This is a genomic window from Psychrobacter sp. M13, from assembly GCF_030718935.1.
Lineage (GTDB): Bacteria > Pseudomonadota > Gammaproteobacteria > Pseudomonadales > Moraxellaceae > Psychrobacter > Psychrobacter immobilis_G.
This window is the reverse complement of record NZ_CP132194.1, coordinates 1,844,656-1,866,393: the sequence shown is the minus strand read 5'-3', so window position 1 is coordinate 1,866,393 and position 21,738 is coordinate 1,844,656. Positions and strand designations below refer to the sequence as shown.

Here is a 21,738-nt window from a genome sequence, read left to right as displayed (position 1 = left end):
AAAATCGAATAAATCTTCACTATTAGTGTAGATAGTATAAGATGACGGTCAATGACGCAATCTGCAACTATTCAAGGGGCAGCCTGCATGATAAAATAATCGGTTCACGCGCCACAACAGGATAATATACAGTATGTCAGCTTCTAAATTTGCCTATAATAGTGATCAACTGGCTGATCCTACTGGATTCGTAAAGCTTGGCGCGCAGTTGCCAGATTTAGCCATTATCTTAGTGCAGGCTATACAGGAGCTCGATTTATCGCTAACTATGGTACAGCAGCGCAAACTATTATTATATTTAGATCAGTTGCTATTATGGAGTAAAACCTATAATTTGACGGCGATTACCGATCCACAAGAGGCACTTATCAAGCATGTGATCGACTGCTTGGCTATTATAACGCATTTACCCGCTGGGAATTTGTTGGATATCGGTACAGGAGCTGGACTGCCAGCAGTTATTATCGCTATTTGCCAGCCTGAGCGCCAGTGTAGTGCGCTGGATAGTAATCAGAAAAAAATCCGCTTTATTAAACAGGTCAGTAGCGAGCTTGGATTGGATAATATACAGCCTATTGCTGCGCGTATTGAAGCTCATGAGGGGCAGTATAAGGTAGTTACCTCTAGAGCCTTTGCTAGCTTGACTGACTTTGTGGCAGCTGCCCAGCCACGTTTGGCGAGCGATGGTTATTTGTGTGCGATGAAGGGCAAAGAGCCGACCCTTGATGAGCTGCAAGCGCTAGAGCAAAAATGGCAGATTAGAACGATCAAATTAAAGGTGCCGCGTCTTGAAGACAGTCGTCATCTTATTGAGCTGACCCAAAAAGCTCTAGCTTAGCCGCTATAATTTTAACTATTAGAGTTTTAGCCACTACAGTTTTACCGCTACAATCTACGACTGAATATCTGAAAACTTAGATAGATAGATAAATAAAAAGTATCACATTAATCAAATTGAGTGAGTGTATGGAAATCATAGCCATTGCGAATCAAAAAGGCGGCGTGGGTAAGACCACAACGGCGGTAAATTTGACGGCAAGCCTAGCGGCTAAGCGCAAGCGTGTCCTGCTGATTGACTTAGATCCGCAAGGTAATGCCACCTCAGGTACGGGTTTGGATAAAAACGATTTGGACTTGACCGTAGCTGATGTCTTGCTTGATGGCGTGTCACTGGCAGCGGCAACGGTTCAGAGTCCAGCGGGCTTTGATGTGATCGGCGCCAATCGTGAGCTGGCAGGTCTAGATATTACTTTGATGGGTCAAACCAATAGCCATGAATTATTAAAAGCAGCTATGGGTGTACTGATAGCTGATCAAAGCGTTAATAAACCTTATGACTATATCATAATGGACTGTGCGCCAAGCTTGAACCTACTGACGGTTAACGCTCTTATTGCAACCGATAGCGTCATTATTCCGATGCAGTGCGAGTATTATGCGCTTGAAGGTTTGGCTGATTTGTCGCAGACTATAGAGCGCTTAACAGAGCTCAACCCTACGCTTTATATTCGCGGCGTGGTCAGAACCTTGTTCGATGCACGTAATACCTTAGCCAATGATGTCTCAGCTGAATTACAAGCACACTTTGGCGATATCATGTATAAAACCCATATCCCACGTAATATACGTCTGGCAGAAGCACCAGCCCATGGGGTGCCAGTACTTGAATTTGATAAAAATTCAAAAGGGGCTATGGCTTACCAGCAGCTGGCGGCTGAGGTGATTAAACAAAGCCCAAAAAAATCAGCTGAGCGGCTCAAATAGAGCCTAAAAAGCTTTTGCACTAGCTGAGCCTTTAAAGCGCTAGTTAAGCATTTAACTTTAATTATTTAATTTTACAGTCACTATTGAGCCATTACCCTAATGATAGGGCTCTTATTTTGACTTTTATTATTATTTTTATCTTTATTACAGTATGAAAGGATAGCTAATCATGGCGAAAAAACGAGGCTTAGCTGCCAATCGAGGTTTGGATGCTCTGTTGGGCTCAATCAAAAAAGAAAAGCAAATTACTGCCTCAGCCTTACAAGATGATACGGTTGCGCATCATGACGTTCATCACCTTGCCACGACCAAAACGGCTTTAGATACCGATCTACCATCAGCGACTAGTACTGGGTCTAAAAGTGCTATCCCTGCTAAGGCTAAACGGTCAAAAGCTACTGCTAATGAAAAAGATAATATTGAAGGTGCTACTACTAAAAACCGTACTCGTGCAGCACGTGCTATCAGCACTAAGCCCAATCCTGATGCTAACAGTAGCGAAGATCAAATCAGCCTCATTCAGATCGATGTGCTGCATCTGCAGGCAGGTAAATACCAGCCGCGCCGCGATATGAGTGAGACTGCGCTAGCAGAGCTAGCATCCTCAATTGAGCAGCATGGGGTAATGCAGCCTATCGTTATCAGACCATTACTTGCAAGCGAGGACAAAAGCAGTGCGCAAGTGACCCATGAAATTATCGCAGGTGAGCGGCGCTGGCGTGCGGCAAAGATGGCTGGCAAAGCGGTGATTCCAGCGATTGAGCGCGCCTTGTCTGATGAGCTGGCTATTGCTTTGGCACTAATAGAGAATATTCAACGCGAAGATCTATCTGTCATTGAGCAAGCTGCCGCTTTGCAACGCTTTCATACTGAGTTTGGTATGAGTCATGCTATGATTGCTGAAGTCGTTGGCAAAGCGCGAACGACAGTATCAAACCTTTTGCGTCTCAATCAGCTGCACGATACGGTCAAAGATCATCTAGCGACCAGTGCTCTAGATATGGGCCATGCGCGAACCTTACTGGCATTATCCTCTGAGCAGCAGCCTATCATCGCTCAAAAAATCATCGATGGCGCAATGACGGTGCGCGAAGCTGAAAAACTGGTCAAGTCTATTTTGCAGCCTGCACCTAAAGCCAATCCCAACACAGCAGTAGCTAGCTTTGATACCCAGCAGATGGTACAGCGCCTAACGGATACGCTAGGGGCACAAGTTAAGCTTAAGCATAAAAAAGATGGTCAAGGCAGTGTCGAGATATTTTTTCATGATGATGAACAGTTCACCGCTTTAATCAAACAGCTAGAAGCACAGCGCTAATGTCACTAATGTCACTATTTTCAATATTGTCACTATAAATCTCAATGTCAAGTCACTGGCTACTGTCTACATTATAGTGAATGAGCAGTAGTGTATAAGTGAAAAACTCACCAAATATCATTAAACTGAGGCTTTTATGAGCCAACCTGTACCAGCTGATATAACCAAAGCTTCCGCTAGCAATGAGACAGCGCACGCGCCTGTAACGCCGCCTAAGCATAAAACTTTGCTGCGTCTGCTAAGTTATCTTAAGCCTTATTGGTGGGCGCTTGCATTGACGGTTATCGGCTTTGCTATTAACGCAGGCACTGAGATTTGGATCGCTAAGTTGTTGCAATACATCACTGATGCTATCAATAATAACGATCAGACCAAACAAAATTTATTCCCGCTCATTATTATCATGCTGTTCTTTGTGCGCGGTGTTGGTAGCTTTTTGGGGAATTATTATACCGCGCTCGTATCTCGCAACTTAGTCTATCAACTGCGGGTAGAGGTATTTAATAAATTGCTGCGTCTACCCAGCACATTTTATTTGGCCAATCCTGCAGGGACGATCTCATCTAAGCTGATATTCGACGTTGAGCAAGTCACTGCTGCCAGTACAGACTCAATGAAAACCTTGTTGCGTGATGGCTTGACGGTCGTAGCCTTGATTGGGTTTTTGTTATATAGCAATTGGCGTTTAACTTTGATTTTGTTTGTGGTACTGCCGCCTATATTATGGCTGATTCGTGTTGCCTCAAAACGTTATCTTAAGCTCTCAAAAGGGATTCAGGAGACCATGGGCGAGGTGAGTCATATCACTAATGAGGTGGTTAGTGGTTATCATGTGGTCAAAAACTATGGTGGTCAAGCGTACGAGTCCCAGCGATTTGATCAGATCTCCAAAAAGAACTTGCGTCAAGGCATGAAAATAGTCGTAACCAATAGCATTAATACGCCAATGGTGCAGTTATTAATGGCAATGGCGATGTCTGTCGTAGTATGGCTAGCACTGCGCCCTGCGGTTATTGATAACATCTCAGCGGGTGCATTTATCTCTTATATTGCCGCTGCTGGACTGCTGAGCAAGCCTGTGCGCTCGCTGACAGACGTCAACCAAAAGCTGCAAAAAGGGATTGCCGCTGGTGAGTCTATTTTTGCTTTGCTTGATGAGCCTGAAGAGGTCGATACCGGTCTTATTAATATAGGGTTGTCTGGCGCGATCACCCTTGATCAAGTTAATTTGGTTTATCCTGACTCAACCGTTGCTCTGCAAGACTTTAGCTTAGATATAAAAGCGGGTGAGACTGTCGCATTAGTCGGTCGTAGTGGTGCAGGCAAGTCGTCGCTGGTCAATTTATTGACGCGTACGTTGACCACCAGCTCAGGGCGTATCACTATGGATGGGTTCGATATAGACGATATTACTCTAGATAGCTTGCGCGCGCAGATTGCGATGGTCAATCAACAAGTGGTGTTATTTAATACCACGGTGTTCAATAACATTGCCTACGGTAGCTTAGCCAGTAAATCGCCTGTTGAAGTAGAACGCGCGGCAAAAGATGCCTTTGCTCATGACTTTATTAGTAAAATGCCTAATGGTTATCAAAGTGAAATCGGTGCCGAAGGCCTGCAACTATCAGGTGGTCAGCGTCAGCGCTTATCGATCGCTCGTGCTCTATTAAAAGACGCGCCTATTCTCATCTTAGATGAGGCTACTAGTGCCTTGGATAACGAGTCTGAGCATTACATTCAACAAGCGCTTGATAATGTTATGAAGGATCGCACTACGCTCGTCATAGCCCATCGTTTGACGACTATTGAGTCCGCTGATCGTATTGTGGTACTTGATGGCGGCCGAATTGTTGAGATTGGTACTCATAAAGAGTTGTTAGGCAATAAGAGCTATTATGCCCAAATGTATGAGCGTGACTTTGAATAAAGAAGCGATTGATTGTCTAGGTGAAAAACTAACTGGCATAATAAGAATTCAGCTATGAGTCTTGAAACTAAAATCACTCAAGCATGGCAACGACAAGCCCTTTGGTTATGGCTACTACTTCCTGTTAGCTGGTTATATGGTCTGATAATTTCAATACGTCAGCAAGCCTATAAGCTTGGCTTAGCAAAAAGCTATCGTGCGCCTATACCTATTATGGTGATCGGTAACATCACCGTTGGTGGTAGCGGTAAAACACCGCTTATTATGGCTTTGGTCGACTATTTGCAGCAGCATAAGGTGCCAGTAGGGGTGATTAGCCGCGGTTATGGCGGCGATAGCGCTCAGATGCCAGCTTTAGTGACTACCGATAGCTTGCCCAGCGTCGTAGGCGATGAGCCAAGCTTGATTGTCTCTATGACAGGGGTACCGATGGCGGTATGTCCTAATCGGCAGCAAGCCATAAGCACGCTCATACAAGCTCATCCTAACTTACAACTCATTATCGCTGATGATGGGCTACAGCACTATGCGTTGCAGCGCGATATTGAATGGATAGTGGTCGATGTTGCGCGTGGATTTGGTAGTGGTCAATTACTGCCGACAGGGTTTTTGCGCGAGCCGATGTCACGACTAGATAAGGCGACGGTTATCTATCATGAAAAGATTAATAGCCATTCAACAGCGAATAGTTCGCAGTCCACTGAGCGTTTAACTATGCATTTGCAACCTGATAGCCTGCAAGCTTTATGGCCTAGCTTATGGTCTAGTGATGCCGATAGTTTGTGCGTAACTTCACAAGCAGCAGGTGTTAAGCCTTTGGCAGGTAGCCAAGTACACGGGGTCAGTGGGATTGGCTATCCGCAGCGGTTTTTTGCGACTCTTGAAGGGTTAGGGTTCAAAGTGAGCGCTCATCCTTATCCTGATCACTACGATTTTGAGCTCACTGATTTACTGCAATACCAGCACTATCCTATTATTATTACTAGTAAAGATGCGGTAAAAATACGAGCACTATTAGCAAAAGTGTTTGATACTATAAATAACGATGAAAATAAACAAACTGAGTTTGATGGTTTCAATAAAGCTGAGCTCGCTGAGCTGGTCGCTAGACTTTGGGTATTACCGGTCAGCGCTGAGCTATCAGACGCCTGTTATACTAAACTGCAGCGGCAACTACAAGGTTTAGGTATTGCTATAAAAAACGCTACTTATTAGAAGGCTCTATTATGTCCTCATCTGTCCCTGTCAAAACCCATATCGTGATTCCTGCTCGCTTTAACAGCACGCGTCTGCCAGGGAAACCACTATTGGCTATCCATGGTATGCCGATGATACTTTGGGTCGCCCGAAAAGCACAAGCGGCTACCTTTGCCGATGATATGTGTATTGCAACGGATGATGAGAGTATTGCCAAGATATGTCGTGACGCAGGATTTGAGGTCGTTATGACGCGTCAAGATCATATTTCAGGCACTGATCGCTTGGCAGAGGTTGCCGCTATAAAGGGCTGGGGCGCGCAAGATATTATCATTAATATGCAAGGTGATGAGCCATTAGTGCCGCCTTTATTATTGCAGCAAGTCAAAGATCTGCTAGTACAAGACAGTCAAAGTGTGATGGCGACGCTATATGAGCCTATCGAAGATTACGCTACTTTTATAAGACCTTCTGTGGTCAAAGTCGTAAGCGCCAGTTATGACAATAAGCAACGCGCATTGTATTTTAGCCGAGCGCCTATTCCTTGTGATCGTGATTTGGTGTTATCAGTTGAGAATAATGCTGATTTATCAGATACATCAGCTCTGCCTGTACCTAGCACTGCCAAACGTCATTTAGGCTTGTATGCCTATCGCGTCAGTTTGCTAAAACAGTTTGTCAACTGGCTACCAACCGCACTTGAAACCTTGGAGAGTCTAGAGCAACTGCGGGTCATGGAGAATGGTGGCGCTATCGCTATCGAAGCGGCCAAAGTAAAATTGCCAGCAGGTGTCGATACTGTAGAAGATTTAGAGCGTCTTAATAACATGAGCTTAGCAGACTTTCAAAACGACGAGTATGCATAAAAATAGCCTAAGTATTTTTTAAAACTAAACTATTTATTGTGAATAAGTTTTAATCCGTTATCCATAAAAGTTATAAAAATATTGGGAGTTGCCAACATCAACGACATCGATGACAGCATTTACTTTGCACCGCTATTGCCTTGGCAACAAAGTCTATGGGTGCAGCTGACGGCGCGCGCGTCAAGCTCATCGCTACCTCATGCGTTACTAGCAGCAGGGATGCAAGGCATGGGTAAACGCGCGTTTATCTGGCGTTTGGTGGCTTGGCTACTGTGCTTGCAGCGAGATCAGCATTCAGAGGGTGCCTGTGGTCAATGCGCTAGTTGCCAATGGCTCAAGTCGGGCACTCATCCCAGCTTGCAAGTACTGCCACTGGCGCAAATGCCAATAAGTGCCAACAGCAGTCAAGCGAGCGAGCTGGCAAGTAAAAACAGTAAAAAATCTGTTAAAGCCACGGCTAAGGCATCAGTCACTATCAAAGTAGATGACATCCGCGCGCTACAGCCTTTTATTTACCAAGGCGGGCAAGGTATTCGCATTTGTGTTTTAGACTATGCCGAACAGATGACTATAGCTGCAGCTAATGCGCTACTCAAAACCCTTGAGGAGCCACAAGCACAGGTACATTTATTCCTTATTAGTGATACCCCAACTCAGCTATTACCTACTATTAAGAGTCGAGTCCAGCAGTTGCCGCTTCAGCAGATAGAGTCTGCCGGCGCGCTTAATTATGTCACCCAAGCCTTAGGCAGTACTGTTAATCGAGAGGCGGTCGGCCCTGATCAGATCAGTCAGTTATTGCAACTAGCCAATGGAGCGCCACTTGCTGCTATAGATTTGGCGCAAGCGAATTGGTATAGCAAGCGTGGGCTTTGGCTAACGACTTGGCAAGCGCTACGTAATGGCAAACGTAGTGCTATTGCTGCTAGTGACTATTGGCAAAAACAGCTGGATATCGCGGATTTTATAAAACTGAGTGAGATGATGCTGGTTGATATTCGGCGAGTCTATATGGGACTACCAAGCCGTCAAAAAGATATCGATTTATTAGCCGCTGTAAATCCTCATCTGCTTGATGATTCTTCGCTAAACGACAACTTGACAAGCGATAACGCCCTTACAATGATAGAGCAGATGCTACAGCAGATAAAAATATCGCTACAACAAAATGTTCAAGAGAAGTTCGCTTATGATAAGCTAATGCAACAGCTGACTCAGCTATAACGCTGTTCGTATAGTACTGTTCTAAACGGCAAATCTAAGCTATAACTATCTTTATGATTATCATATATTTTGCGTTTAACTGCTTTTGCGTTTAACTGTCTTTTATACCTTTTGTTTCTATAAGGAGCTTATTATGGCAATGCCCAGTCGCGGTGGAATTGTTACTCATCATATCGAAGATATAGCAACGTTGTATGCCAGCTACTTATCTTTTGTTGATAATGGAGCGATTTTTGTACCGAGTGATCGCGTACAAAACTTAGGCGATGAAGTCTTTGTTGCGATAACTTTGCCAAATTCTAGTGAGCGCTTGCCAATGAATGGTAAAGTGATTTGGATCAATCGAAAAGCTCAAGGCAATCGACCAGCAGGATTTGCGGTACAAATAGGTCAGGATGCCAGTGGACAGCGTATTAAAAACGAAGTAGAGCGCTTATTAGCGGGCAAAATAGACAGCCAGCAAGCGACTTATACGATGTAGGTTCAAGTTACTACTAGTAAAAGCCTTGATGGCTAAAAGCTTTAATAGCGTGGCGGTACATACATATCATCAGGAATAGGCTCGCGATAATACTCATTATCACGCGTGCGATCAGGCAGTTCTACCTCATCACGCGGCACTTCATTATAGGGTATCTGATCTAATAAATGCGCAATACAGTTGAGTCGTGCGCGCTTCTTATTATTGCCTTCAACCACCCACCACGGGGCTTCTGGAATATGAGTACGCTCAAACATAGTCTCTTTAGCCTTGGTATAATCCTCCCAGCGCCTACGGGACTGTAAATCCATTGGTGAGAGCTTCCACTGCTTGAGTGGATCATGAATACGGCTCATAAAGCGTGAGTGTTGCTCATCATCAGTGATCGAGAACCAATACTTAATCAAGCGTATGCCTGAGCGTACTAGCATACGCTCAAAATCAGGCACCGACTGAAAAAACTCCTCATATTGCCCACCGTTGCAAAACCCCATTACCTGCTCAACACCAGCGCGGTTATACCAGCTGCGATCAAACAAGACGATCTCGCCAGCTGCTGGTAGATGGGCGACATAACGCTGAAAATACCACTGCGTCTGCTCACGTTCGGTCGGCGCAGGCAGGGCTGCAACTCGGCAAACCCTTGGGTTTAGCCGCTGAGTGATGCGCTTAATCGCACCGCCTTTACCTGCAGAATCACGCCCCTCAAACACCACCACGATACGCTCACCGCTATCCACTACCCAGTCTTGTAGCTTAATCAATTCGCGTTGCAGACGTACTAGCTCCTGAAAATAAGTGCGACGATCAAGTTTTTCTTGCTCAGTCATCACATGCCCATCGAATCGCAAATCGCGCATGTAGTCATCAATTTCGTTTTCAAGCTCTTCGTCATAAGTGTCAATTAAGTCTTGGTGCATCTTGCGCCGCAGCTCATCATTCAATACATCTTTATCGATGCGTTGAATCATAGCAGTTTGCTCTAATACTTTTTTATCAGCGTGCGGTTGTACTTTCAAGGGTTGAGGCTGGTGCGTTAAGAGTGGTTTTGCCACGATAAGCTCCTCATGACCAAGAATAGTATGCTTAAGTTTATTCAACAGCGAGTGTAATGTACCCATAGACTCCACCTCTAATCAGCTGAGTAATTATTGTGTAAATCTATTATAGGTTTTTTATTGTGACAAATATAGCGCATAAAAAAACGCCCTTTAATTTATGTAGTAAAGGGCGTTTTAGTAGAGCATCTGTACTGGCTGAACGGGTCAATCAGTAGCTATTGTGATAATAGTTACGCTGTGCATTATTACGCTGTGCGTTATTAGTCTTTATATCTTATTGCAGACTATTTCTCTAAGATACAAGTTACACCTTGACCGCCAGCGGCGCAGATAGAGATTAGTGCACGACCTGAGCCTTTTTGATCCAGTAATTTTGCAGCAGTGGCTAAGATACGACCACCAGTAGCGGCGAACGGATGACCTGCGGCGAGTGATGAGCCATTCACATTGAGCTTGCTACGATCGATTGAGCCTAGTGGCGCATCTAACCCTAAGCGCTCTTTGCAGAAGCTCTCATCATCCCAAGCCGCGAGCGTAGATAACACTTGCGAGGCAAAGGCTTCATGAATCTCATAAAAATCAAAGTCTTGTAACGTTAAACCTGCACGTTCAAGCATACGCGGCACAGCATATGCTGGCGCCATTAATAAGCCTTCTTTGTCACCAGATTTGCCAATGAAGTCAACCGCAGCGGTTTCTTGATGCACAATATAAGCTAATGGCTTTAAGTTACGCTCTTTTGCCCAGTCTTCATTGGCCAGTAGCACACAAGAGGCGCCATCTGTCAGCGGCGTAGAGTTGGCAGCGGTCATCGTTGGATTGGCATTCTTTTTGCCAAAGGCGGGCTTTAATTTACCCAGTTTCTCAATAGTAGAATCGGGGCGCAAGTTATTGTCACGAGTCAAGCCTTTGTACGGGGTGATTAGGTCATCAAAGAAGCCTTCATCATAAGCTTGGGCTAGGTTTTTGTGGCTATCAAAGGCTAATTTGTCTTGCGCTTCACGGCTGATGTTCCATTCAAGCGTAGTGATGGCTTGATGATCACCCATAGAGAGACCTGTACGCGGCTCACCATTTTGTGGGGCGTCGATTAAGTCTTTAGGATCAAACTTTTTAAGCGCTTTGAGGCGCTGTTTCATATTTTTGGCAGAGCCAAGCTTGAGCAGCACTTTACGCAGACCATCACCGATAGCGATGGGTGCATCAGAGGTAGTATCTACGCCGCCTGTGATCGCTGAATCAATAATACCAAGGGCGATTTTATTAGCCGAAGCAAAGGTTGCTTGCACGCCAGTGGCACAAGCTTGAGAGATATCATAAGCGGGGGTTTGTGGATTAAGAGCTGTATTTAGGGTCGCTTCGCGAGTTAAGTTAATATCACGGCTAAGCTTAATAACGGCGCCCGCAACCACTTCACCTAATAGCGCATCTTGTAAGTTGTAACGCTCAATTAGACCATTGAGGGCAGCGGTCAGCATGTCGGTATTGCTAGCATCAGAATAAGCACCGTTAGAGCGGGCAAACGGGATACGGTTACCACCTAAGATAGCTACGCGGTGTTGGCCGGCACTCGGTTTGGTGGTGGGCTTTTTCTTAGCAGCGACGCTTCTATTAGCGGCGGGCTTTTTAGCTGCTGTAGTCGCTTTACTAGCGGTGCTAGCTGGCGTTTTTTTCTGAGTGGTGCTAGCTGGCGTTTTTTTCTGAGCGGTGCTAGCTGGCGTTTTTTTCTGAGCGGTGCTAGCTGGCGTCTTTTTCTGAGCGCTAGGTTTAGGGGCTTCTTTTTCATCAGCTTGACTATCGCTGTGTGCTTTTTTGCTGGCATTAGCAGTGGCTGCTGCTGACACTGATTCATTAAAGTCATTGGCCTCTTTAATCTCTTTGGCTTCATCAACCAGCTCTTGTTTTAACTTAGCTTTTTTATCAGCTTGATCGCTTGTGGTTGACTCGCTCACCGAATTACCCTCTGCATCAACGATATCGGTGGCTTTTTTGAGCTCAGCGATAGAGTCATACTGTTCATTACTGTTTTTGGTTTCAGCTTTGGACGGCTCAGCGGCTTTATTAGTGGTAGCAGTGCCTTTTTTCACAACGGTACTCTCAACGATTGGGCTGTCTTTTTGGTTGCTCATAATAGGTTCCTTAAGTTAGTTAAAAAAAGTTAGTTAAAAATTGATTAAAAAGTAAGTCGTAAAAATAAAAGTATTGACAGAGGGCTTATTTGCCCTAGGGTTACGACTTTAGATGTAGAAGAAAACAAGGTAGAAAGTGATAACGTATAAAATAATATAGTTGCTTATGATATTAGGTTTTTATCGCGCTATTGTAGGTCTTTAGCAAATAAAGTAATGTAAAAACAGTCTTATAAGCAGTATCAAGCTAATCTATAAACTGACCAGTATCAATAATTGACCTAGTAGTATGAAGTTTCTGATAATATATTGTTATTGCTATTTGCATGAGCTATAACTTATAAGTTCCATTCTAGCATAAGCATTTGACGATATATGTCAGTTACGATGAACAACTTGTGTACTGGATTGTTTACAAATGACTATAGACATTTGGACTTGTCCATTCTAGATGTGTATAGTTAGGACAGCTTAAGCCTCATTTATTGAACTCTAAATAATCAATCTCAAAAAGTGTATCTACTATTATAGATACGCTTTTTATCTTTAAATAGTTAACCTTTAATCATAAATAATAGGATTATATTATGTCAGACCGTTATGGTGATTTCGTTCAATCTTCAATCGGCAAAAAAGTCGCCAAAAACTTAGGCTTGCCACTGCCAGTAGGCTTAGATCGTTTTGAGAGTGGTCAACGCTTAATACGCGGTAGCGTACTAGTCGGTGCTGCGACTGGTGAAGACAACCGTGTCAGCCAAGCTATTGCCCGTATCTTCTCAGAGCTACATGCCGAAATTTTTGTTAATAATAATGACTATGTCAAAGGCGCGCTGGCTGATGCGGGTGTTGAGGCCAAAGCTAATACGGCTGATGATAACAAATTCAAAGTTTTACTGTTTGATGCTAGTAATATCAGTAATGCCAGTGAGCTCAAACAAGTTTATGAATTCTTTCATGCCGTCGCTCGCCGTGTTGAGCGCTCAGGTCGTGTGGTTATTATCGGTCGTCCACCAGAGGAATGCGATGATATCGAATTCGCTTTGGCTCAGCGCGCGCTTGAAGGTTTTATCAAGTCCGTCGGTAAAGAGTTCAAACGTGGTATTACCGCTCAATTGATCTATGTCGCTGAAGATGCTGAGCAAAACCTAGATTCAACCCTGAGATTCTTTACCTCAGCGCGTTCAGCTTATGTCTCAGGTCAAGTTATCCGTGTCGATAAAGCCAATGCCATTGATATTGATTGGGCGCAGCCGCTAGGTGGCAAAACCATGCTAGTAACTGGCGCTAGTCGCGGCATCGGTGAGTCAATCGCGCGCGTACTAGCTCGTGAAGGCGCTCATGTTATCTGCTTGGATGTGCCACAGCAGCAAGCAGATCTACAAAAAGTCGCTAGTGAGATTAGCGGCTCGACATTATTAGTTGATATTACAAGCGACGATGCTGGCGCGCAGGTTGCCGACGCTGCCGAAAAACGTGGTGGTCTTGATGCTATTATTCATAACGCTGGCGTCACTCGTGATAAAACTTTAGCCAATATGGATGAGCAAAAGTGGGATATGGTGATCAATATTAATCTGGCCAGTATCGCCAAGCTAGATCGCTATTTGCTCGATAATGACGTACTCAAAGACGATGCTCGTATCGTCTGTGTCTCATCAATATCAGGTATCGCAGGTAACCTAGGTCAGACTAACTACGCCACTTCAAAAGCAGGGGTTATTGGTTTAGTCGATGCGACTGCCAAGCAATTAAGCCGCAACGATAAAGGCATGACTATTAACGCTGTAGCGCCAGGATTCATCGAAACTCAAATGACCGAAGCGATTCCTTTTGCTATTCGTGAAGCAGGTCGTCGCATGAACTCTATGAGTCAAGGTGGTTTGCCAGTAGATGTCGCAGAAACGATCGCTTGGCTTGCGTCTCCTGCCTCGGGCGGCCTGAACGGCAATACCGTCCGCGTCTGTGGTCAAAGTCTGCTAGGCGCATAAAAGCTGTGGCTCTTTAACATTATTGATCTCTAATACTATTGCTTTTGACTATAGTTACAAGTGGAGTTAGCTTAATGATTACTTTTTAAGGCTACTTTTAAACTATGTTGAAAGTAATAATTGCTTACCAAAAATACGCCGATGAAGATCGATAAAGCTGCCTACGGGTGGCTTTTTTTATATTATTTATTTAGTACTCATTCAAGTTGTTATGCTATGAATTGTTCCTAGAAATACTGTAAAATAAATCTAACGCTCAACTATTTTAAAACGCTTCATATAATCACTTCTTAATAAAAAATATCTAGGACTCACTTATGTCAGATAAAAATTTTGATGCTCTTCCTAAAGCGCATACCACTTACGCTAATATCATCAAGAGCTTACTGCCTATCGGTAATAGTGGCAAAGTTAGCAAGGATCAGCTGCCACAAGCCACTTATAGCGTCGATGATATGCATATTGATCAAGATAATCTCGATGATTATCGCAAGATTTGTGGGTTTTTGGATAATGGTAAAGTGCCGATTACTTATTTTTCAGTATTATCACAAGCGCTGCAGATGAACATGATGGTTAAAGAGCCGTTCCCTTTTGCGCTATTAGGGCTAGTACATGTCGATAATACTGTGACGCAGTATCGCCCCATTGGAGAGCGCGAGACTGTCAGTATGTCAGTCAGTTTTGCAAACCTACGCGATCATGCGCAGGGGCAGCAGTTTGACTTTGTGACCATTGTTAAGTCGCAAGAGGATATTATTTGGCAAGGGTCGTCAACTTACTTGGCGCGTAGTAACAAAAAAGGCGATAGCGCTGCCATCAAGAAAAGTGCGCCGCGTCCTGTGACCGTCAAGCCAATGATTGATGAGGCGGGCGTCCATAAGATATTTGAAGTCCCTGAAGATATGGGTCGTCGTTATGCATTTGTTTCGGGTGATTTTAATTTGATTCACCTGCATCCTTTATCAGCCAAAGCTTTTGGTTTTCCTAAAGCTATCGCCCATGGCATGTGGTCTAAAGCTAAGTGTCTAGCGATGATGGGCGAGCTACCAGAGGCTTGTAGCGCTGTCGTGGCATTTAAGCTACCGATCTTCTTGCCATCCGAGGTTGAGCTGATCGCTGAGCCCGTTGCTAAGCTTAAGAGTGCTGAGGACAACTGTGTATTCGGTTTATATAGTGCCAAAAATGATAAGCCGCATCTAACAGGTCACCTAAATTTAGTTAATAAAGAAAAGGCCTAATCTTATAACCATTAACAACTAACAAGCGATCGCAACTTTATAGAACTATGACTATGACGCAAAGTAATCAAGATAAGAGCAATCAAGCTCAAAGTAATCAAGTTGGAAATAGCCAAGACCAAATGGCGGCTAACGATACTTTCAATGGCAAAGAGATAGATAATAGTGAAAAGGTCGATAATAGCGAAGAGGGTGTGATCTATCTTGATGCTGATAACACTGTCAATCTATCTGCGACGTTGAGTCCTTATTATCGCCCAAATGAGCAGACTATCGTTTGCGGAGCATTGGATGATAAAAAAGTGCAAGCGCTAGCAGATGCTGGCGTTGAGCTAGTGATTAACCTACAGCCTGATACTGAGCTAGACTTTGATGAAGCCGCTGCTGTGCAACAAGCGGGTATGGCCTATGAGCACCTGCCTATCAGTGGCGCAGAGGATCTAAAGCAGCTTAAGATATTAGCGTTTGACAAGCTATTACGTCAGTATCATGGCAAAAAAATAGCGATGCATTGTGGCTCTGGCAATAGAGTAGGCGCTGCAATGACGCTGCGTTCTGGTTGGTTGCGTGGTCGCAAAATGGATACGGCAATGAAGCATGGCTATGATCATGGGCTGACAAGCTTAGAGGAAGAGGCGCATAACCGTTTGCTTGTACCGCGCTAAGCTTAAAAGCTTCTGAATTTATAAGCTTCTTTATAAAATTTTATTTCATAAAACAGGCAACTATTAAGTGGCCTGTTTTACTATTCGCTACTGATCCATCTATAGATGAACTGCAATGAGACAGCTATGACCCATAATGAGAACATCGTTTTTAGTAACACTGAGTTGCAGCAACACTTACAACAACTGCTAATTGATTTGCAGCTAGATGATGCGCCAGCTGGCGGGTCTTTAATGGTTTATCAAGCGGGTCAATGCATCGCACAAGCCAGTGTCGGTATGGCGCAAATAGACATGCCTTGGCAAGCTGATACTTTATCACTGAATTTCTCGACAGGTAAAGGTGTATTGGCAACTTTGGCTCACGTATTGGTCTCGCAGCAACGGCTTGCGTACGATACGCCAATTGCTGAGTACTGGCCTGCATTTGCCGCCAATGGTAAAGCTGATATAACGCTGCGGATGCTGATGTCGCATCAAGCTGATCTGTTTGCAATCAGTACTATTGACGTCGATAACGAAACACTGCTCGACTGGGATAAGATGGTTGATCTAGTGGCGGCTATGCCGTTGACGACACCTAGTCAAGATGAAAAGTCGTCAGCAGCTTATCACTCTGCCTACAGCGCTTTGGTTTATGGTTGGATATTGGGTGGTTTGATAGAGATTGTTAGCGAGATGAGCTTGGCTAAAGCACTAAAGCATTATTTAACGACTCCTTTGGGCATTGCGGACAGTTGTTACTTTGGTGTGCCAACTGAGCGTGTTGGTGAAGTAGCCAAGCTGACCAAAGACTTTACCGCAGACAAAGGTAATAACTCACAACTGGGCAAAAAACGCCATAAGCCGACTCTAAAAGTGGACTCTGAAGCTACTATGCAAACCTATCAGCAGCTAGCGAGTTATCCATGTTGGCTACAGCAAGCCACCGATAAACAGCTCAACTTAGCTGACGATAAGCTCAATGCTGTGCAAATTAATCGCTTATATTTTAGTCATGGCAGTATCAATGCTAATAACTACCGAGCGGCGTTAGTTCCTGCGAGTAAACAGCCTATTGACTACTATGATGAGCAAGTGATGCAAGCGGTCATTCCAGCAGCAAATGGTGTTGTCTCAGCTCAGGCATTAGCAACGATTTACGCTATGCTGGCGAATGGCGGCGTATGGCAAGGTAAAACCTTGATTGATAGCCGCACCTTTGAGCAATTATCAGCGCTGCAAGTGACGGGCATGGATGCAGTCATGCCAGCAGAAATGAGCTGGCGTCTAGGTTATCACCGACTATTTAGTATCTGCAATAATAACGCTGAGCAGGGCTTTGGACATATGGGCTATAACGGTTCGGTAGCGTGGTGTGAGCCGACGCGCCAATTATCGTTTGCTTTTGTCCATAATTTTGATGTCACTATGCTAAACGATATTCGTCAATTTGCATTGACAGAAGCAATATTAGCTTTAGTTGATAAAACTAATGAATAAAATTATTGAATGCAACAACGCCCTAATATTAAGTATAAAAAAGCCATTAATTATGAGGATTTTTTGGCGTCATTTTCAATAAACTTGGCGCACTTAATCCATGAACGAAGATTGAGGCTAAGATAACAATAGAGCAAACAATCCATAATTTAAGTGCATCATCATCAGCGAAGTAACCTTGATTTAAGGCATAAGATAAGTAATATAAGGTACCGATACCACGGATACCTAATGCTGATATAGCATATTTTTCGGTTCGGTGCATATCTAAGCCTGATAGAGCAATAATCCCACCTAAAGGACGTATAAATACTAAAAATGCTAAGCTGACTGCATATACTTTCCAAGTCAGCTCAATACCAGATTGTAAGCCTTGACCGATTAATATCCCAAAGCCTACAAGTACTAGTGACATGAGTAAACCCTCGGACTGTTCAGCAAAGTCATGGAGTTTTTCATGATACTCATGCTCACACTCTGAGCGCCGAAAGGCAAAAGCGGCGACAAATACAGCAATAAAGCCATAGCTATGTATATACTCAGCCAAGCCATAAGCGAGCAGCGTCAGCGCGATCACCACATAGCCTTGTGAGAGCGCTGTATCTTTGGTATGTTTTGAAAATACTATTTTTGCTAATACTTTACCCACGACTATGCCAACAATGACGCCTGCGCCGATTTGCCATAGTACGTCTTGGGTGAACCATGACCATAGCATCTCACTGGTGAAGCGCTTGCCCTCGCTAAAAGCTTCGGCTACTTTGATGGCTAAATAGACAAAAGGGAACGCCAGACCATCATTGAGTCCAGCCTCAGAGGTCAAGGTAAAGCGCGTCGTATCTTCACCGCCTGTATTAGGGGGTCCAACTTGGATGCTAGCGGCTAATACTGGGTCGGTAGGCGCTAGTACCGCACCAAGTAAAATAGCGGCACCAATACTCAGGCCAAAAGTATAATAGCCGAGTACCGCCATGGTAAAAATACAAATGGGCATTGTAATAAGCAGCAAGCGCATAGTAGGCCGCCATAGCTGCCAGGTCAGATCAGTATCAATCTTGATACCCGCGCCAACCAGCGAGACTAGTACCACAATCTCAGTGATTTTTTCAATCGCTAAGCCATTATCAATAGGGTCTAAAAACGTTAGACCCGTCCACCAATACCCTATCGTCATACCGAATAGAACTTGTAAAATAGGCAAGGAGATAGGGGTGCGTCTAAAGATAATAGGAAACAGAGCGCCAAGTAAAAACGCAAAACCACCAATTAATAAGAGTAAATTATAATTTTCAAGCATCAGCTTTGCAGGCACGCCCTAATGATAAAAAGTTATTTATAATGACGCAAAAAATAAAAATATTAAGCAAAAAAACGTTATCAGAGCTTAGATTACGTTGGTTTTTGGTAGTTGCCCATCAATAGCTATACAAATAGTCAGCTATATAAATAATGAGCCACAAAAAAAGCCAGCATAGCGCTGGCTTAATATTGAATGATACTCTTTAAGTAAAACTATAAATAGATCCTAACGCTCAACTTGACTGACATCACGCACAGCGCCAGTATCAGCACTAGTCGTCATCGCGGCATAGGCTCGAAGTGCAGGAGTCACATGACGTACGCGACTGACAGGTTTCCATGCCTGACTACCACGGCTTTCCATTTCCTCACGGCGCGCGACCAATTCAGCATCGTCAACCAGCATATTAATGGTACGGTTCGGGATATCAATATGAATAGTATCGCCCTCAGCAACTAAACCAATAGCGCCACCTTCAGCAGCTTCAGGGCTGGCATGACCAATCGATAGTCCTGAGGTACCACCTGAAAATCTTCCATCGGTAAGTAGGGCACACTCTTTACCTAATCCTTTAGATTTAAGATAGGTAGTCGGATAGAGCATTTCCTGCATACCAGGGCCACCTTTTGGACCTTCATAACGAATGATTACTACGTCACCAGCGACGATTTGGTCGTCAAGTACTGCAGCTACCGCATCATCTTGAGATTCAAAAAGTCGTGCACGACCTGTAAATACTAAGATACTGTCATCAACGCCTGCGGTCTTGACCACACAGCCACGTTCAGCGATATTGCCATAAAGCACTGCCAAGCCACCATCTGATGAATAAGCATGCTGAGCACTACGGATACAGCCTGACTCACGATTGACGTCGAGGTTTGACCATTCCTGAGATTGTGAGAAGGCCTGCGTGGTACGCACACCACCAGGAGCAGCAATATAGCGTGCTCGTGCCTCGCTATTATCAGGATTCATAATATCCCACTTATCAATCGCCTCTTTCATCGTAGCGCTATGAATAGTAGGTAAATCCGTTTTTAATAATCCTGCCCGATCCAGCTCTGCTAACAGCGCAAAGACACCACCAGCACGATGCACATCTTCCATATGATATTTTTGTGAAGCTGGCGCTACTTTTGCCAGACAAGGTACACCGCGACTCAAACGGTCAATATCATGCATCTTAAAGTCGACTTCTGCTTCATTAGCAGCGGCTAGCAGATGCAAAATAGTATTCGTCGAGCCGCCCATAGCGATATCTAACGTCATTGCATTCTCAAACGCCGCTTTGCTCGCGATAGAGCGTGGTAGTACTGAATCATCATCTTGCTCATAGCGACGCTTGGCAAGAGATACAATAGTACGACCTGCTTCTAAAAATAGCTCACGACGTAGTGAGTGGGTGGCAAGTAGCGAGCCATTACCCGGTAGTGCCAATCCTAATGCTTCGGTCAAACAGTTCATTGAGTTGGCGGTAAACATGCCCGAGCATGAGCCACAAGTAGGACAAGCTGAAGCTTCGATAGCAGCAACATCCTCATCACTAATGCTATCGTCAGCCGCATCCATCATCGCATCGACGAGATCAAGCTTACGAATGGCACTGTCATTGCTGTCTTCATTATTATGGCTTTTACCGACGGTACTGGCGACAATCTTGCCAGCCTCCATCGGGCCACCAGATATAAATACCACTGGAATATTGAGACGCATGGCTGCCATCAACATACCGGGAGTGATTTTATCGCAGTTAGAGATACACACTAATGCATCGGCGCAGTGGGCATTGACCATATATTCGACAGAGTCTGCAATTAAGTCACGGCTCGGTAGAGAGTACAGCATGCCACTGTGACCCATGGCAATACCATCATCGACCGCGATAGTATTGAACTCTTTTGCCACACCGCCTGCTTTTTCAATTTCACGCGCGACCAGCTGACCTAAGTCTTTTAGGTGTACATGCCCTGGTACAAACTGGGTAAAAGAGTTTGAAATGGCGATAATAGGTTTGCCAAAGTCGCTATCAGTCATGCCAGTGGCGCGCCATAGTGCACGAGCACCCGCCATATTACGACCGCCAGTTGAGGTCTTTGAGCGATAATCCATGTGAGATTCCTTGCGATTAGTCGAGGTGACTTAAGTTTTCACCTACAAATATAATAAAGTTGTTGTGACTTTTATGATTATTGTGCTTTTTATAAACAGTGAGGACAAGTGAATAATACTAAGTGGCTACCTTACCATCAGCTATCAGTAAGTCAAAACAATCAGCGGATAGTTTTAAGATCGTTGAAGCGCACATAGGTATTTCGGTTAACACTATTCAAGACGCTCTAAGATAGCCGATTCAAACCAAGGTAGTTGTTCTTTATCCGCTTCTAATTTGGCAATAACGAGTAGGGCGTGAGGCGCTGGTAAGTACTGATAGTCAGTGCTTGCCTCGATAGTGAGTACTTGTGCGTTATCTATAGCGCTTTCGTCTACACTGATCAAAGCCTGCTTCGCACTTTTGTATAGCACATCAATACGACCAAAGAACTGCCACTCTTTAAAGGCGGCTACTAGCGCATCAGCGGCATCTTTGGTGTAAAGCTGCTCGGTCGCTTTACCCGTATTGGTCCAATGCAGCCGTACTGCTAATTGTAGCGCTTCACTAAACACCACTAATGATCCTGTTACTTTGACATGCCAAGGGCTAGAGATTAATGCCGCATCAATGCCAATAAGTTGCGCAGCCTCAGTTGCCGTCATCGGCGTATTAAACTGCGCTAATAGTTTGGGTGTTAATGGATTCGCCTGTTTAATCACGTTATCTAGACTATCGTAATGATACAAAAACTGCAGTGGTAAGTTTTGCGTTACGGTCTTTTTGCTAACTTTACAGTTATGAATACGCCAAGCAATAGCGCTATCGGTCAACACCTCGGTCAAAATAATAGCGTTGGGGTCGATGGATTGCTTGTTATCGGTATCAACATTATCTATCACATTATTATGCGGCATATCCTCATAGGACTCGATATGAGTATCTGTAATGTCAATGGGTTCAGTCTGCGAAACAGTCAAATTCATAAGCTCAAGGTTATAAA

Annotated in this window: 17 protein-coding genes; 12 read left to right on the top strand and 5 right to left on the bottom strand. The window is 44.3% G+C overall.

Features of this window, described 5'->3' with window-relative positions; all coding sequences use genetic code 11:
- Positions 1 to 133: 133 nt before the first annotated feature.
- The 8 genes from rsmG to Q9G97_RS07760 all read left to right on the top strand — a co-directional run bounded on the left by rsmG (position 134) and on the right by Q9G97_RS07760 (position 8,777).
- Positions 134 to 838: a 16S rRNA (guanine(527)-N(7))-methyltransferase RsmG gene (gene rsmG, locus Q9G97_RS07795; RefSeq protein WP_305898342.1), complete on the top strand. Its 705-nt coding sequence runs from the start codon at positions 134 to 136 to the stop codon at positions 836 to 838.
- A 128-nt stretch (positions 839 to 966) separates the two neighbouring features.
- Positions 967 to 1,764 (top strand): ParA family protein, encoded by a 798-nt coding sequence (locus Q9G97_RS07790; RefSeq protein ID WP_305898341.1) that lies wholly within the window; start codon positions 967 to 969, stop codon positions 1,762 to 1,764.
- A gap of 169 nt (positions 1,765 to 1,933) precedes the next feature.
- Complete coding sequence (locus tag Q9G97_RS07785; protein ID WP_201569205.1) at positions 1,934 to 3,082, top strand: ParB/RepB/Spo0J family partition protein; 1,149 nt, start codon at positions 1,934 to 1,936, stop codon at positions 3,080 to 3,082.
- Positions 3,083 to 3,218: 136 nt separating this feature from the next.
- Positions 3,219 to 5,009 carry a lipid A export permease/ATP-binding protein MsbA gene (gene msbA, locus Q9G97_RS07780; protein WP_201569203.1) on the top strand — a complete coding sequence of 597 codons (1,791 nt, stop codon included), beginning with the start codon at positions 3,219 to 3,221 and terminating at the stop codon, positions 5,007 to 5,009.
- 54 nt (positions 5,010 to 5,063) lie between these two features.
- Positions 5,064 to 6,224, top strand: coding sequence for a tetraacyldisaccharide 4'-kinase (gene lpxK, locus Q9G97_RS07775; RefSeq protein WP_305898340.1), 1,161 nt, complete (start codon positions 5,064 to 5,066; stop codon positions 6,222 to 6,224).
- An 11-nt stretch (positions 6,225 to 6,235) separates the two neighbouring features.
- The gene (gene kdsB / locus Q9G97_RS07770; RefSeq protein ID WP_305898339.1) at positions 6,236 to 7,072 is read left to right on the top strand and encodes a 3-deoxy-manno-octulosonate cytidylyltransferase; all 837 of its coding nucleotides are present in this window, start codon (positions 6,236 to 6,238) and stop codon (positions 7,070 to 7,072) included.
- Between the two features lie 78 nt (positions 7,073 to 7,150).
- Positions 7,151 to 8,296 carry a DNA polymerase III subunit delta' gene (locus Q9G97_RS07765; RefSeq protein ID WP_305900303.1) on the top strand — a complete coding sequence of 382 codons (1,146 nt, stop codon included), beginning with the start codon at positions 7,151 to 7,153 and terminating at the stop codon, positions 8,294 to 8,296.
- Positions 8,297 to 8,429: 133 nt separating this feature from the next.
- Positions 8,430 to 8,777: a PilZ domain-containing protein gene (locus Q9G97_RS07760; protein WP_201569195.1), complete on the top strand. Its 348-nt coding sequence runs from the start codon at positions 8,430 to 8,432 to the stop codon at positions 8,775 to 8,777.
- A 41-nt stretch (positions 8,778 to 8,818) separates the two neighbouring features.
- On the opposite strand, the gene ppk2 is transcribed toward Q9G97_RS07760, so the two are convergent.
- Positions 8,819 to 9,898 carry a polyphosphate kinase 2 gene (gene ppk2 / locus Q9G97_RS07755; protein ID WP_305898338.1) on the bottom strand — a complete coding sequence of 360 codons (1,080 nt, stop codon included), beginning with the start codon at positions 9,896 to 9,898 and terminating at the stop codon, positions 8,819 to 8,821.
- 224 nt (positions 9,899 to 10,122) lie between these two features.
- Positions 10,123 to 11,967 carry an acetyl-CoA C-acetyltransferase gene (locus Q9G97_RS07750; RefSeq protein ID WP_371747866.1) on the bottom strand — a complete coding sequence of 615 codons (1,845 nt, stop codon included), beginning with the start codon at positions 11,965 to 11,967 and terminating at the stop codon, positions 10,123 to 10,125.
- Between the two features lie 587 nt (positions 11,968 to 12,554).
- Between Q9G97_RS07750 and Q9G97_RS07745 the strand changes: the two genes are divergently transcribed.
- The 4 genes from Q9G97_RS07745 (at position 12,555) to Q9G97_RS07730 (ending at position 17,343) form a co-directional block, all read left to right on the top strand.
- Positions 12,555 to 13,955: a 3-oxoacyl-ACP reductase gene (locus Q9G97_RS07745; protein WP_201569193.1), complete on the top strand. Its 1,401-nt coding sequence runs from the start codon at positions 12,555 to 12,557 to the stop codon at positions 13,953 to 13,955.
- Positions 13,956 to 14,272: 317 nt separating this feature from the next.
- Complete coding sequence (locus Q9G97_RS07740) at positions 14,273 to 15,196, top strand: MaoC family dehydratase (protein ID WP_201569191.1); 924 nt, start codon at positions 14,273 to 14,275, stop codon at positions 15,194 to 15,196.
- Between the two features lie 53 nt (positions 15,197 to 15,249).
- Entirely contained in the window at positions 15,250 to 15,861 is a 612-nt protein-coding gene (locus Q9G97_RS07735; RefSeq protein ID WP_305898337.1) for a beta-lactamase hydrolase domain-containing protein, read from the top strand.
- Positions 15,862 to 15,987: 126 nt separating this feature from the next.
- Positions 15,988 to 17,343, top strand: coding sequence for a serine hydrolase (locus Q9G97_RS07730; protein ID WP_201569189.1), 1,356 nt, complete (start codon positions 15,988 to 15,990; stop codon positions 17,341 to 17,343).
- Between the two features lie 46 nt (positions 17,344 to 17,389).
- Here the strand turns inward: Q9G97_RS07730 and Q9G97_RS07725 are convergent, their stop codons facing one another.
- From Q9G97_RS07725 to Q9G97_RS07715, 3 genes are all read right to left on the bottom strand, one after another.
- Complete coding sequence (locus Q9G97_RS07725) at positions 17,390 to 18,640, bottom strand: sodium:proton antiporter (protein ID WP_305898336.1); 1,251 nt, start codon at positions 18,638 to 18,640, stop codon at positions 17,390 to 17,392.
- Between the two features lie 228 nt (positions 18,641 to 18,868).
- Positions 18,869 to 20,755, bottom strand: coding sequence for a dihydroxy-acid dehydratase (gene ilvD, locus Q9G97_RS07720; protein WP_305898335.1), 1,887 nt, complete (start codon positions 20,753 to 20,755; stop codon positions 18,869 to 18,871).
- A 213-nt stretch (positions 20,756 to 20,968) separates the two neighbouring features.
- Entirely contained in the window at positions 20,969 to 21,721 is a 753-nt protein-coding gene (locus tag Q9G97_RS07715; RefSeq protein WP_305898334.1) for a hypothetical protein, read from the bottom strand.
- Between the last annotated feature and the right edge of the window lie 17 nt (positions 21,722 to 21,738).

Coding starts and splice junctions, on each gene's coding strand:
- ilvD (WP_305898335.1), bottom strand. CDS start 20,755: ATGGATTATCGCTCAAAGACCTCAACTGGCGGTCGTAATATGGCGGGT.
- Q9G97_RS07735 (WP_305898337.1), top strand. CDS start 15,250: ATGACGCAAAGTAATCAAGATAAGAGCAATCAAGCTCAAAGTAATCAA.
- rsmG (WP_305898342.1), top strand. CDS start 134: ATGTCAGCTTCTAAATTTGCCTATAATAGTGATCAACTGGCTGATCCT.
- Q9G97_RS07785 (WP_201569205.1), top strand. CDS start 1,934: ATGGCGAAAAAACGAGGCTTAGCTGCCAATCGAGGTTTGGATGCTCTG.
- msbA (WP_201569203.1), top strand. CDS start 3,219: ATGAGCCAACCTGTACCAGCTGATATAACCAAAGCTTCCGCTAGCAAT.
- Q9G97_RS07740 (WP_201569191.1), top strand. CDS start 14,273: ATGTCAGATAAAAATTTTGATGCTCTTCCTAAAGCGCATACCACTTAC.
- Q9G97_RS07760 (WP_201569195.1), top strand. CDS start 8,430: ATGGCAATGCCCAGTCGCGGTGGAATTGTTACTCATCATATCGAAGAT.
- kdsB (WP_305898339.1), top strand. CDS start 6,236: ATGTCCTCATCTGTCCCTGTCAAAACCCATATCGTGATTCCTGCTCGC.
- Q9G97_RS07745 (WP_201569193.1), top strand. CDS start 12,555: ATGTCAGACCGTTATGGTGATTTCGTTCAATCTTCAATCGGCAAAAAA.
- ppk2 (WP_305898338.1), bottom strand. CDS start 9,898: ATGGGTACATTACACTCGCTGTTGAATAAACTTAAGCATACTATTCTT.
- Q9G97_RS07790 (WP_305898341.1), top strand. CDS start 967: ATGGAAATCATAGCCATTGCGAATCAAAAAGGCGGCGTGGGTAAGACC.
- Q9G97_RS07750 (WP_371747866.1), bottom strand. CDS start 11,967: ATGAGCAACCAAAAAGACAGCCCAATCGTTGAGAGTACCGTTGTGAAA.
- Q9G97_RS07730 (WP_201569189.1), top strand. CDS start 15,988: ATGACCCATAATGAGAACATCGTTTTTAGTAACACTGAGTTGCAGCAA.
- lpxK (WP_305898340.1), top strand. CDS start 5,064: ATGAGTCTTGAAACTAAAATCACTCAAGCATGGCAACGACAAGCCCTT.
- Q9G97_RS07715 (WP_305898334.1), bottom strand. CDS start 21,721: ATGAATTTGACTGTTTCGCAGACTGAACCCATTGACATTACAGATACT.
- Q9G97_RS07725 (WP_305898336.1), bottom strand. CDS start 18,640: ATGCTTGAAAATTATAATTTACTCTTATTAATTGGTGGTTTTGCGTTT.